Annotated in this window: 9 protein-coding genes and 2 pseudogenes; 7 read left to right on the top strand and 4 right to left on the bottom strand. The window is 61.7% G+C overall.

Features of this window, described 5'->3' with window-relative positions; genetic code table 11:
- Positions 1–15 precede the first annotated feature (15 nt).
- Positions 16–2,349, top strand: a complete 2,334-nt coding sequence (gene metE, locus HNP00_RS02475) for a 5-methyltetrahydropteroyltriglutamate--homocysteine S-methyltransferase (protein WP_184735502.1) — start codon at positions 16–18, stop codon at positions 2,347–2,349.
- A gap of 75 nt (positions 2,350–2,424) precedes the next feature.
- Here metE and HNP00_RS02470 read toward each other — a convergent pair whose 3' ends face one another.
- Together HNP00_RS02470 and HNP00_RS02465 are read right to left on the bottom strand one after the other, a co-directional pair.
- Positions 2,425–2,931 carry a DUF2004 domain-containing protein gene (locus HNP00_RS02470; RefSeq protein ID WP_184735500.1) on the bottom strand — a complete coding sequence of 169 codons (507 nt, stop codon included), beginning with the start codon at positions 2,929–2,931 and terminating at the stop codon, positions 2,425–2,427.
- A 51-nt stretch (positions 2,932–2,982) separates the two neighbouring features.
- The gene (locus HNP00_RS02465; protein ID WP_260404714.1) at positions 2,983–3,960 is read right to left on the bottom strand and encodes a LysR family transcriptional regulator; all 978 of its coding nucleotides are present in this window, start codon (positions 3,958–3,960) and stop codon (positions 2,983–2,985) included.
- A 494-nt stretch (positions 3,961–4,454) separates the two neighbouring features.
- On the opposite strand from HNP00_RS02465, the gene nrdH reads away from it, so the two are divergent.
- From nrdH to HNP00_RS02440, 5 genes are all read left to right on the top strand, one after another.
- Positions 4,455–4,697: a glutaredoxin-like protein NrdH gene (gene nrdH, locus HNP00_RS02460; RefSeq protein WP_028267421.1), complete on the top strand. Its 243-nt coding sequence runs from the start codon at positions 4,455–4,457 to the stop codon at positions 4,695–4,697.
- Positions 4,698–4,754: 57 nt separating this feature from the next.
- Complete coding sequence (gene nrdI, locus HNP00_RS02455) at positions 4,755–5,225, top strand: class Ib ribonucleoside-diphosphate reductase assembly flavoprotein NrdI (RefSeq protein WP_184735497.1); 471 nt, start codon at positions 4,755–4,757, stop codon at positions 5,223–5,225.
- A gap of 11 nt (positions 5,226–5,236) precedes the next feature.
- Complete coding sequence (gene nrdE, locus HNP00_RS02450; protein WP_311770482.1) at positions 5,237–7,384, top strand: class 1b ribonucleoside-diphosphate reductase subunit alpha; 2,148 nt, start codon at positions 5,237–5,239, stop codon at positions 7,382–7,384.
- A gap of 118 nt (positions 7,385–7,502) precedes the next feature.
- A complete protein-coding gene (nrdF, locus tag HNP00_RS02445) occupies positions 7,503–8,477 on the top strand; it encodes a class 1b ribonucleoside-diphosphate reductase subunit beta (RefSeq protein WP_059389329.1) in 975 nt (324 codons plus the stop codon).
- 335 nt (positions 8,478–8,812) lie between these two features.
- Positions 8,813–9,793 carry a DUF4209 domain-containing protein gene (locus tag HNP00_RS02440; RefSeq protein WP_184735495.1) on the top strand — a complete coding sequence of 327 codons (981 nt, stop codon included), beginning with the start codon at positions 8,813–8,815 and terminating at the stop codon, positions 9,791–9,793.
- A 158-nt stretch (positions 9,794–9,951) separates the two neighbouring features.
- Here the strand turns inward: HNP00_RS02440 and HNP00_RS02435 are convergent.
- Positions 9,952–10,834: pseudogene (locus HNP00_RS02435) on the bottom strand (YhcG family protein).
- 87 nt (positions 10,835–10,921) lie between these two features.
- Here HNP00_RS02435 and HNP00_RS02430 point away from each other — a divergent pair.
- Positions 10,922–11,434 carry a hypothetical protein gene (locus tag HNP00_RS02430; RefSeq protein WP_184735492.1) on the top strand — a complete coding sequence of 171 codons (513 nt, stop codon included), beginning with the start codon at positions 10,922–10,924 and terminating at the stop codon, positions 11,432–11,434.
- Positions 11,435–11,474: 40 nt separating this feature from the next.
- Here HNP00_RS02430 and HNP00_RS02425 read toward each other — a convergent pair.
- Positions 11,475–12,528, bottom strand: a pseudogene (locus tag HNP00_RS02425) (DUF222 domain-containing protein); the annotation flags it as partial.
- Positions 12,529–12,556 lie beyond the last annotated feature (28 nt).

Below are 12,556 nucleotides of genomic sequence, written 5' to 3'. Positions count from 1 at the left end.
CCGAAGGAAACTCCCATGACTGATCAGAACACCACTCAATTCCCCGCAGCCTCGATCCTCGGCTACCCGCGCATCGGCCGCCGTCGCGAACTCAAGAAGGCCGTTGAAGCCTACTGGGCTGGCAAGATCGACGCTGCTGCCCTTGACGCCGCTGCCAAGGACATCCAGCTGACCATTGCCAAGCGACTCCAGGAACTCGGCCTCAACGAAGCCGCCGCTGTTCCGGGCACCTTCTCCTACTATGACCAGGTGCTCGACGCCACCGCACACCTGGGCGCCGTCCCGGCCCGTTTCGGCCAACTGCTCAGCGCCGAAGGCCAGCTCGACATCGATGGCTACTTCACCCTGGCCCGCGGCAACAAGGAACAGCAGCCGCTGGAAATGACCAAGTGGTTCGACACCAACTACCACTACCTCGTTCCGGAAATCGGCCCGGAGACCGATTTCAAGCTCGCTTCGAACCGCATCGTCGAGGAATTCGAGTTCGCCCTGGCGAACGGCATCGAGACCCGTCCGTACATCGTCGGCCCGGTGACCTACCTGCTCCTCTCCAAGGCTTCGGACGATGCCCCCGCAGGCTTCGCTCCGCTGTCCCGCCTCGAGGACGTTCTCCCGGTCTACGTTGAACTGCTCGGGAAGTTGGCCGCTGCTGGCGCCAGCTGGATCCAGCTGGACGAGCCGGCCCTGGTTGTTGACCAGGACACTCCGGCCGCAGAAATCCAGGCTGCCGTCGCACGTGCCTACGAGGTCCTCTCCGGTGCCGCAGAGCGCCCGCAACTTTTCGTCTCCACCCCGTACGGTTCCCTCGATGGCCAGCTCGGCACCCTTGCCGCGACCAACATCGACGCCTTGCACATCGACGTCTTCAAGGGTGCGGTCCCGTCCGCCGCAGCCCTGGCCGGCCTCGGTAACAAGACCCTGGTTGCCGGCGTCGTCGACGGCCACAACATCTGGCGCAACGACCTCGCCGTCTCGGCGGCAAAGCTCGACGAACTGAAGGCCGCAGCCGGCAAGCTCGCCGTCAGCACCTCCACCTCCACCCAGCACGTTCCGCACGACACGGCCGAGGAGACCCAGCTCTCGGAGCAGCTGCGCAGCTGGCTTGCGTTCGCTGACCAGAAGGCCGTCGAGGTCAAGACCCTTGCGGACTACCTGGCCAACCCGGCTTCGGCTCAGGCCGCCATCGACGAAGCTTCCGCCGTGATCGCCTCCCGCGCCACCGCCGAAGGCGTCCAGCGCGCCGATGTCCGTGCCCGCACCGCAGCCCTCACCGAGGCCGACTTCAACCGCTCCGAGTACTCGGTCCGCGAAGCCGCCCAGGAAGAAGCGCTGCACCTGCCGCCGCTGCCCACCACCACCATCGGTTCCTTCCCGCAGACCTCGGAAATCCGTTCGGCCCGCGCCCGCAACAACAAGGGCGATCTGACCAACGAGCAGTACGAGCAGCTCATGAAGGACGAGATCAAGCGCGTCGTCGAGCTGCAGGAAGAGCTCGGCTACGACGTCCTGGTGCACGGCGAGCCCGAGCGCAACGATATGGTTCAGTACTTCGCCGAGAACCTGGAAGGCTTCGACGTCACGGTCCACGGCTGGGTCCAGTCCTACGGCTCCCGTTGCACCCGTCCGTCCATCCTTTGGGGCGACGTTACCCGCTCGGCTCCCATCACGGTTGCCTGGGCCGAATACGCGCAGTCCCTCACTAGCAAGCCGATGAAGGGCATGCTCACCGGTCCGGTCACCATCCTGGCCTGGTCCTTCGTCCGCGACGACCAGCCGCTGGGCGAGACCGCCAACCAGGTCGGCCTGGCGCTGCGTGACGAGATCGCCGACCTCGAAGCTGCCGGCATCAAAGTCATCCAGGTGGACGAGCCCGCACTGCGCGAACTCCTGCCGCTGCGCAAGGCTGACCACGCCGCCTACCTGAAGTGGTCCGTTGACTCCTTCCGCCTGGCCACTGCCGGTGCTGCCGACGCAACCCAGATCCACACCCACCTCTGCTACTCGGAGTTCGGCGTGATCATCGACGCGATCGACGGCCTCGACGCCGACGTGACCTCCATCGAGGCAGCGCGCTCCCGCATGGAGGTTGTCCACGACCTCGAAGCGCACCGCTTCGGCCGCGGCGTTGGTCCGGGCGTCTACGACATCCACTCGCCGCGCGTCCCGGGCGAAGCTGAAGTCACCGAGTTGCTGGCCACCGCCGTCAAGCACGTTCCGTCCCGCCAGCTCTGGGTCAACCCGGACTGCGGCCTGAAGACCCGTGGCTACGCCGAGACTGAAGAGTCCCTGCGCAACCTGGTCAAGGCCACCAAGACGGTCCGCGCAGGACTGCTGGAAGCAGCCAAGTAGCGCTCACGTAGTACAAACGACGCGGCCGGTCACCTCGAAAGGTGACCGGCCGCCGTCGTACCCTTTTCTCCTGTGTCAGGACTCCCAGAGGATTTCGTCGTCCACCACGCCGTCCTCGTCCGCAGCGACCACCAGGAGCTCGTCGGTGAAGTGCGAGCCCAAGGTGAAATCGAGGACGAAGTAGCGCTCCGGCTGGCCCGGGTAAATCGCCACATGGCCAAGCTTGAGGGCCTTGAGGAAGACGTCCTTGGTGAGCTGGGCCTTCTCCCGGACGCCGAACACTGCCTCCAGCTGCTCTTCCTTGAGCTGCGTGGAGTGGAAGTGGAGGAACTGCTGGGAGTTGGTGCCGTCCTGGTCCAGCTCCTCGGCAATCATGTCCCGGACCTGGTCCACTAACTCAGGGAGGTAGCCCAGGCGGTAGTCCACCTTGTGGAGGGCCTTCTCGTCGAAGTGGTCGTGCGCCGCGACGTTCAGGTCCAGTTCGAGGGGATTTCCTGCGAGCTCGTGAGAAGCCACGTAGCAGTGTTCCCGCCCGTGGTTGAGCTCGATTTCCCCAAAATGTTTGCTCGCTACCTTGCTCATGTCTTCAAGATAGCCCCAAACAAGCGGCGTGTTCCAGCATCCTGAAAGATTTCAAGTCCGTGGTTTGGGCGTTGACTTTTGCGTCGTTTTGGGCATCACCGCGGGGCCGCCGGCCCGGACTGCCGCCGGGCTCCCGCGAAGCGTGTCGGCCAGCAGTTCCGTGAAGAGTTGCACTTGTGCGGTGCGCTTCTCGTTGATGAGCAGTGCGAACACGTTGCGGGCCAGGCGGATGTCCGGGACGTCCAGGACCACGACGCCGTGCGGCCGGTGCCGCAGCGCCAGTTCCGGCACCAGCGCGGCACCGAGCCCCGCGGCGGCCATCTCGAGGCTCGCGTGGAAGTCATCGCTGTAGGCGACGACGCGCGGGTGCAGATTGCAGCTGGCAAACAGCCGCTCGATCACGACGGCGTCGCTGGTGCCCGGGTGATGGATGATCCATGGCATGTCGGAGAGCTGCGAGGCCTGCATTTCGGCGTCCTCCCGAATTCCCCAGGACGCGGGGAGCACCACCCGGAAGTCGTCGTCGCCGATCCATTGCCGTTCCAAGGTGTGCGGCCACGCGAGCCCGGACTGGCCCACCTGATACACCAGCGCGAGATCCAGTTCGCCGCCGCTGCGCAGTCCTTGGATGGTTTGGGAAGGTTCAGCCACCCACACGCGGAGTTCAATCCCCAGTTTGTTCCACCGCGGGTTCCGCAGGATGTCCGGTAGTACGTACGTGGCCAGGCTCGGGAAGATGCCCAACCGGAGCTCCTGCGCGGGGGAGTCCGTGCTCCTTGAGGCGGCCGCGAGCAAGGTTTCGACGTCGGTGAGCACCTTCGACGCATGGCGCACCATGGTGAGGGCGGCTTCGGTGGGAACAACGCTGCGCGCGGAACGGTGGAAGAGTTCGACGCCTGTGTCCCGTTCCAGCGCTGACATCTGTTGGGATACGGCCGAGGCGGTGTAACCGAGCCGAGTGGCGGCAGCCGCGAAAGAGCCGAGCCGCGTGACCTCAAGCAGCGTCCGGAGGTGGAGAAGGTTGACCATCGGTGATCCTTAGGCTTGGTGCCGGCCGAAATCCGTGCCCAGCCAGCATAGCCGTGTGAATTCGGTCTCCGCTCCTGCTGTTGATGTGTCTGGTGAGCCCCCTGGAGTGTGGCGGGCGACTCACGAAACAGGGTTTGCAGGATCCTGCGACACGCCGGGATCCACGCGACACGCTGACGATTAAATGTGGCTAAGTAGTCCACAGGGTGTGGATTACGTCTCCGGATTTGGCGGATTCACGGACATTTTTACCCCCTTTGCCTGTGGACTACCGGTGCGTAAAATGACATACTTGTAATACATCATCTTGGGGTTCCGCTGAGGCGCTTGCACTACATGTAGTATCGATTTACGGATTGAGCGGGAAACCAGCACAAGACATGAATAGAGCGTTTGGCCGCCTTGGCGGCCAGCGGGCCAGTATCGGAGGAATCAGTTCCGGTCGGGGCCTGCCAATACGAAGAGCAAAGACTTCAACAAAGGGGACAGGGACCATGACTGTAACGGTTTACACGAAGCCGGCCTGTGTTCAGTGCAACGCAACCTACCGTGCACTCGACAAGAAGGGCATCGCCTACCAGAGTGTCGACATCTCCCAGGATGCCGAGGCCCTTGAGCGCCTGAAGGCCCTTGGATACATGCAGGCTCCCGTCGTGGTGACCGAGCAGGATCACTGGTCAGGATTCCGTCCGGACAAGATCGAAGAGCTGGCACTGGCTGCCGCTTCCGTGGCCTAGGTCTTCCGGTCCTTCGCCACAACAACAAAGTATTCCAATGTAGTCGAGGTGACTCCCATGGCAGCGCTGGCAACAGCACCTGCACAAGTAGCGGCTGAAGCTGTCAGCACGCGGAGTCACCTCATCTACTTTTCCTCCACATCTGAGAACACCAAGCGCTTCGTCCAGAAGCTCGGCGTCGACGCGGCACGCATCCCGCTCCATGCCAAGGACGCGCCGCTGCTCGCGCTGGAACCTTTCGTCCTTGTGCTGCCTACGTATGGCGGTACGAATGGCGAAGGATCGGTGCCCAAGCAAGTCATCAGGTTTCTGAACAACCCGCAGAACAGGGAACTGATCCGCGGCGTCATCGGAGCAGGAAACACCAACTTCGCGGAAAACTACTGCATGGCGGGAGACATCATCGCCACCAAATGCCGGGTTCCGCTTCTTTATCGATTCGAACTCATGGGGACTCCGGAAGATGTTGACCGGGTCAATCAAGGATTGGAAAAGTTTTGGACACGACTGTCGCAGACACAGAAGTAACCAAGGGCGCTGTGGACACCGCCAAGGTCAAGAAGCCATTGCCGGAGGCCTATAAGGGCCTTGGCTACCATGAGCTCAACGCCATGTTGAACCTCTACGGTCCGAACGGGGAGATCCAGTTCGAAGCCGACCGCGAGGCCGCGCACCAGTACTTCCTGCAGCACGTGAACAACAACACCGTCTTCTTCCATGACCTGGAAGAGAAGCTGGACTACCTGGTCAAGAACCAGTACTACGAGCGCGAGACCCTCGACCAGTACACGATGAACTTCATCCGCGACCTCTTCAACCGCGCCTACAAGAAGAAGTTCCGCTTCGAGACCTTCCTCGGCGCCTTCAAGTTCTACACCTCCTACACGCTCAAGACCTTCGACGGCAAGCGTTTCCTGGAGCGCTACGAGGACCGCGTCTGCATGGTTGCCCTGCACCTTGCCCGCGGCAACGAAGAACTTGCCAGCCGCCTCGTCGACGAAATCATCGACGGCCGCTTCCAGCCGGCCACGCCCACGTTCCTCAACGCCGGCAAGGCCCAGCGCGGCGAGCTGGTCTCCTGCTTCCTGCTGCGCATCGAAGACAACATGGAGTCGATCGCCCGCGGCATCAACTCGGCGCTGCAGTTGTCCAAGCGCGGCGGCGGCGTAGCCCTCTCGCTGACCAACATCCGCGAGCACGGCGCCCCGATCAAGCAGATCGAGAACCAATCTTCCGGCGTCATCCCGGTCATGAAGCTCCTCGAAGACAGCTTCTCCTACGCCAACCAGCTCGGTGCCCGCCAGGGTGCGGGTGCCGTGTACCTGCACGCCCACCACCCGGACATCTACCGCTTCCTGGACACCAAGCGGGAAAACGCCGACGAGAAGATCCGCATCAAGACGCTGTCCCTCGGCGTCGTGGTCCCGGACATCACGTTCGAGCTGGCCAAGAAGAACGAGGACATGTACCTCTTCTCCCCGTACGACGTCGAACGGGTCTACGGCGTCCCGTTCTCTGACATCTCGGTCACTGAGAAGTATTACGAGATGGTGGACGACTCCCGGATCAAGAAGACCAAGATCAGCGCCCGCGAGTTCTTCCAGACCCTCGCGGAGATCCAGTTCGAGTCCGGCTACCCGTACATCATGTTCGAGGACACCGTGAACCGGGCCAACCCGATCGCCGGCAAGATCACCATGAGCAACCTGTGCTCGGAGATCCTCCAGGTTTCCACGCCGTCCATCTACGCCGAGGATCTCAGCTACGAGACGGTTGGCAAGGACATCTCCTGCAACCTTGGTTCGATGAACATCGCCAAGACCATGGATTCCCCGGACTTCGGCCTGTCGATCGAGACGTCCATCCGTGCCCTCAGCGCGGTGTCGGACATGTCCTACATCAACTCGGTTCCTTCCATCGCGCAGGGCAATGCCCAGAGCCACGCCATCGGCCTCGGCCAGATGAACCTGCACGGCTACCTTGCCCGTGAGCACGTCCACTACGGTTCCGAAGAGGGCCTGGACTTCACCAACATCTACTTCTACACGGTGCTGTTCCACGCCCTCCGTGCCTCGAACAAGCTGGCCATCGAGACCGGCCAGCCCTTCGGCGGCTTTGAGAACTCCACCTACGCGAGTGGCGAGTTCTTCGATAAGTACGCCGAGCAGGAGTGGACCCCGGAGACCGAGCGCGTGCGCGAGCTCTTCGCCGGCATCCACATCCCCACCCAGGATGACTGGCGTGAGTTGAAGGCTTCCGTCATGGAGCACGGCATCTACAACCAGAACCTGCAGGCCGTCCCGCCCACGGGTTCCATCAGCTACATCAACAACTCGACGTCGTCGATCCACCCGGTGGCCGCCAAGATCGAAATCCGCAAGGAAGGCAAGATCGGCCGCGTCTACTACCCGGCTCCGTACCTCGACAACGACAACCTGGAGTACTACCAGGACGCGTACGAGATCGGCTACGAGAAGATCATCGACACGTACGCCGCCGCCACGCAGCACGTGGACCAGGGCTTGTCTCTGACGCTGTTCTTCAAGGACACCGCCACCACGCGTGACATCAACAAGGCTCAGATCTACGCATGGCGCAAGGGCATCAAGACGCTCTACTACATCCGCCTCCGCCAGCTCGCGCTGGAGGGGACTGAGGTTGAGGGCTGCGTTTCCTGCATGTTGTAACCGATAACGGTTGTTTATTTGCGGCAGCCGCCGCGCCTCAAAACTGAAGAGTACGACGCCGGGTGAGCGCCCGGCGTCGTACGCTTACCTTAAAGAACACATACGTTAAGGGGACGAAATGACCGAGAAGGTCAAGCTGCTTAGCCACGTCGAAGCAATCAACTGGAACCGCATCCAGGATGATAAGGACGTGGAGGTCTGGAACCGACTGGTCAACAACTTCTGGCTGCCGGAGAAGGTGCCGCTGTCCAACGACGTCCAGTCCTGGCACACCCTCACGCCGGACGAGCAGCAGCTCACCATGCGCGTATTCACCGGTCTGACCCTGCTGGACACCATCCAAGGCACCGTGGGCGCCGTTTCCTTGATCCCGGACGCGATCACCCCGCACGAAGAGGCCGTGTACACCAACATCGCCTTCATGGAGTCGGTGCACGCGAAGTCGTATTCGTCGATTTTCTCGACCCTGTGCTCCACCAAGGAGATCGACGACGCCTTCCGCTGGTCCCTCGAGAACGAGAACCTGCAGAAGAAGGCGCAGATCGTCATGGACTATTACCAGGGCGACGATCCCCTGAAGCGCAAGGTGGCTTCCACACTGCTGGAATCCTTCCTGTTCTACTCCGGGTTCTACCTTCCGATGTACTGGTCTTCCCGTGCCAAGCTCACGAACACGGCAGACCTCATTCGCTTGATCATCCGCGATGAGGCCGTGCATGGCTACTACATCGGGTACAAGTTCCAGAAGGGCCTCGAAAAGGTCTCCGAGGAGAAGCGCCAGGAAATCAAGGACTACACGTTCGAGCTGCTCTTCGAGCTGTACGAAAACGAAGTCCAGTACACGCACGACCTCTATGACGGCGTCGGCCTGGCCGAGGACGTCAAGAAGTTCCTGCACTACAACGCCAACAAGGCCCTGATGAACCTCGGCTACGAGGCCATGTTCCCGGCCTCCGTCACCGACGTGAACCCGGCCATCCTGTCGGCCCTGTCACCCAATGCTGATGAGAACCACGACTTCTTCTCGGGGTCTGGCTCGTCTTATGTGATCGGCAAGGCTGTTAATACTGAGGACGAGGACTGGGAGTTTTAGATCGGTGTGAGACTCCGACGTAACTGAGCAATTTCGCGGTATCTGAGCAAGAGCAGGAGGCTGCAGTCACGGAAAGCGGTGAACGCGCCGGCGGAGATAACCCAAGTTTCATGGTGGCGGCCTACCACCTTGAGTCTGCCATCCAGCTCTAGAGAGGAACCTCACACAAGTATCGCGAAGAGCGGGGTCTGGAAGCGAGGCTGGCTGAAATTCGCGGGTTACATCGTGAGTATTCCCTTCGTGCAACCGAGGAATTCGAACTTATCGAAAGCGGGTCCATCGACCTAAGTGACATTGCCCGAACTGCCGAGGCCAGTGTTCAAGGCAAGGACACGATGTCAGCCCATATTGGGTTAATTAGCGTGGCACCGATTCCTTCGGTGCAGCAGCTCGCAGACCTGCAAAATGAACGCGTGGCAAAGGGTTCCATTGCTGACATATTCGGAAGATCCACCATCACAAGTGGTGGTCGCGTCGCGTACAAAGTTCCTGCCCTTGCGACCTCTTCCGCGGAACACGTCGTAGCTTCTCATGTAGTCACCAGCCACCAGATGTTTATTGGAAGCCTCGTTCAGAGAGCCATAGCCCCGGCTCTTAGGTCTATTTCCGAGGAGGACTGGATCCGCAAAGAGCTACTGGATGAGCTTGCTAGGCGATCACCTGCTGTTCCCCCAGGACGCGAAGCGATCTTTGCCCTGGGCCATGCTGCGGGGTTTGACTGGGATTTCGTTACGAGTAGCCACCTGCTGATTCCCCAAATTGAAAATCTCATCTGCTTCCACCTCAAGTCTCGTGAGGTAGCCACGACATCGATTGACCCGGATGGGACCGAAGCGGAGAAGACTTTCGGCCCATTGCTGGACTTGGCGAAGGAGCATGGCGTGTTCGATGAGGACATTGAATTTGCGTTCCGAGCAACGCTTGTAGACCCTAGGGGTTCGAACCTACGCAACGACCTACTGCATCGCCTCTGCGATTCCAGTTCCGCCAACGGTGCCGCTGGGGTCTACATTTGGTGGTTGGCCCTTTACCTCGTGCTCGTTCCGTTTTGGACTCGTTCAAAAAACCGTCAGATGATGACGGCGCAAAGGGCAGCGAGGCTGAAGCGGAGGCGTCCTGAACAGCTCACGCTTAAGGCAAACCGTGTCGGCCCACAATGGGAGGGCGTTCGGGCTTTGGTCGCACCCTTGGACCTTTTCTTGAGCCGTTTGTTAAATCAACAGTTGATGCAGTCCCTTGCTCATCGTTCGCAACATCAGAACGCGCGCGAGGGAGTACCTCATTTTTCGTGCGGATCAAGAGCGTCCCGTGCATGAGCCCGGCCGAGGTCCAGCGGGGGTTACCGACACTTCGGCTCCACGGGCGGACAAGCCTTCGTTCCGCAAGACTGCCGTCAAACGCCGGGCGCTGGTCCGGCGGAGGGCTACTGCGAGTGGCAGAAGACCGAGGACGGGTTTAACTGCTGGGATTGACGTCACGGTGATTCCCCCTGGTTGACCGTTTCGGTGGTGATGTTTTGCGAAAGCTCGGCTTCGAGTTCGCTGATGCTGGGTAGTGTGGAGGCAAACTCTTCGGGTAGCGATTTGACAATCTCGGCCTCCCATTCGGCAATGCCGATCGGTTTGGCGAAGCCACGGAGAGAGTATTCGGCTACGACGTTGTTCTTAGTTTTGCAGAGCAGCAAGCCGATGGTCGGCTTGTCCTCCGCGTGGGCCAGAAGATCGTCCACGGCAGACATGTACATATTGATTTGGCCAAGGTTCGGGCTTGAACGCTGTGGCCTTGAGTTCTACCACCACGAAGCAGCGCAGTTTGAAGTTGTAAAACAGCAGATCCGCAAAGAACTCGTCCTCGCCGATGGTTAGCCGGACCTGCCGGCCCACGAAGGCGAAGCCCTGGCCGAGTTCCAGCAGGAACTTTTCAACGTGCAGGACCAGCTGGCCTTCGAGCTCGCGCTCGTTCCGTTTGCCCGTCATGGCGACAAAGTCGAAGACATACGGGTCCTTGAAAGACTGCTGCGCAAGATCTGAATCCGACGGCGGCAAGGTCGCCCGGAAGTTGCTTATCGCCTTGCCGGGACGTTCGTGCAGCCGGGTGTCGATCTGGTAGACCAGGACGTTGTGGGACCAACCTTCTTCGACGGCGGCAGCCATGTACCACAGCCTGGTCCCCGGGTCATTGAGCTTTTCCTGCAGCAGCACATGGTGGCTCTGCCTCAATGTTGCAGACGCCGTCTGCAACATTGAGATGTCCGGCCACGCGGCAGCAAATGCCTTCATGTAGCGCAGGTTGCGGGGCGAGAAACCCCGAGCCTCGGGAAAGCGCTCGCGAAGATTGGCCGATAGCCGAATGACCACTTTGGATCTCCAGCCTTCCTGCAGTATGGCGCCGATGTATTCACGGCCGCCAAACGTGCGCAGGAGGCACTCAGCGGCGGCCGAGGAGTGAACTGGATCAAATGGGGCGCACTGGGTGCCGGCGCGGCGGCGATTGTCGTGGCTACTGGCGGCCTAGCGCTTGCTGCGGGCGCCGGTCTTGCCGGAGCTGCAGCGATCACCAGCGCACTGGCCACCTTTGGGCCCGGCGGTATGGTCGGGGGCCTCTTGACAGCGGGAACCCTCATCACTGCGGGTGGCGGCGGCATCGCCTTCAGCCTTGCCAGCCCAGAAACCAGTGTTGAAACTCTCGAAGCTGTCGTTACTCGCCAACTGACAGTGGCAATTCTGCGGCAACGGCAACACCTCGATCAAGATCGGGCCGCGTGGAGAAACCTGGTTGAGACCGAGATCGAGGTGCGGCGTGAACATGAGCGGCTCGACGAGTTCTCCGACGAGTCGGCACCGGCAATCAAGGACCTGAAGCGGAAGATCGACGCCATCGAGCGTGCGCTGAGGTATCTGAGAGACAACGGCCTCGAGCCAGACGTCGCTCCCAATACTCCCGACGAAACGGATTGAAGCTGCGAGTACTGGTCGCACCATTGTCAGGAGTTCATCTTCAGGCACCTTGGAACGCGCCGCGTTCCGTGAGGGGGTCCTTCAGTTGGGCAGGCCGGCGCGGATTGTCCGTGCCGGCGGCAGGCCATGGATGTGCGGCTGTGAATGAGTGCCAGTCGGGGAAGGGGTCCGGGGACAGGTCTGGCAGGTCTTGGTCCGGGTGTGTGTCGGTGGTCGTGATCGGGATGTGGGGTGGCCAGTGGGGTGGTTCCCAGTCCTGGTGTTCGGTGGGGTAGTGCCGTTGTGAGGGGGATGTCCACCCTGGTGGGTTGTGCTTGCTGGCCGTGGTGGGGCTCCATGCGGACCGGTGTTTGAGGCGGCGGTGTTTGGGGCAGGGTTGGCCGAGGTTGGAGATGCCGGTGGTGCCTCCGTGGGCCCAGGCCAGGAGGTGGTCTGCTTCGTTGTCGAGGGAGTGGTTGTTGCAGCCGGGGAGGGGGCATTTGCCGTCGCGGAGCCGGAGCCATTGGCGCATGGCCTTGGTGATGCGGTAGCTGGTGCGTCCGATTTCCAGCGGGGCGCCGTCACGGGGGTCGGTCAGGACGCGGTGGAGGGAGTCGGCGCCGTCGGTGACCAGGCGGCGGGCGATGGACGGCGGGATGGGCCCGTAGCCGTCCAGCATAGCCGGTTCGTCCGTGGCGCCCAGCAGGGACAGGACCGGGACGGTGACCAGGACCTGCGCCCGCAGGGGACGGGACACGCCCCGCCCCGCCGGCTCCCGTGCCGCCGTCGGGCAGGCCGCCGTCGGGCATTGCGGCGGTGGCGCCGGGGGTGTTGTTGGTGAGGAGCCAGGTGGCGGTGATGTCGGCGCGGAGCTGGGCGAGGGTCCGGGTTTCGGCCGGGCTTTGGAGGGGGCGGGCGGCGGCGGTGGTCCGGTCCCAGATCCCGGCCGCGGTGGCTGCCGGGAGGAAGGTGGAGATCCATGCCATGCCGTCACGGTCCGGGAGGTATTCGACCCGCCGGTCCGAGGTTCTTTTGGCGTGGCGTTCTTCGATGCTGACCCGGTGGTGGCGTTCCCGCCAGGTGCGTGTCGGATCGGTGTCTTTCGGAGGAACCAGCGGAGCCGGTGAAGGCAGCAAGCGCGGC

Origin of the sequence: Arthrobacter sp. AZCC_0090 (assembly GCF_014207375.1) — a bacterium.
GTDB lineage: Bacteria > Actinomycetota > Actinomycetes > Actinomycetales > Micrococcaceae > Arthrobacter.
This window is presented reverse-complemented; position numbering and strand designations above follow the sequence as displayed.

Excerpts from the sequence above, each read along its gene's own strand:
- nrdI (WP_184735497.1), top strand. The coding sequence starts at position 4,755 with ATGGCAGCGCTGGCAACAGCACCTGCACAAGTAGCGGCTGAAGCTGTC.
- HNP00_RS02440 (WP_184735495.1), top strand. The coding sequence starts at position 8,813 with ATGTCAGCCCATATTGGGTTAATTAGCGTGGCACCGATTCCTTCGGTG.
- nrdF (WP_059389329.1), top strand. The coding sequence starts at position 7,503 with ATGACCGAGAAGGTCAAGCTGCTTAGCCACGTCGAAGCAATCAACTGG.
- HNP00_RS02470 (WP_184735500.1), bottom strand. The coding sequence starts at position 2,931 with ATGAGCAAGGTAGCGAGCAAACATTTTGGGGAAATCGAGCTCAACCAC.
- nrdH (WP_028267421.1), top strand. The coding sequence starts at position 4,455 with ATGACTGTAACGGTTTACACGAAGCCGGCCTGTGTTCAGTGCAACGCA.
- metE (WP_184735502.1), top strand. The coding sequence starts at position 16 with ATGACTGATCAGAACACCACTCAATTCCCCGCAGCCTCGATCCTCGGC.
- HNP00_RS02465 (WP_260404714.1), bottom strand. The coding sequence starts at position 3,960 with ATGGTCAACCTTCTCCACCTCCGGACGCTGCTTGAGGTCACGCGGCTC.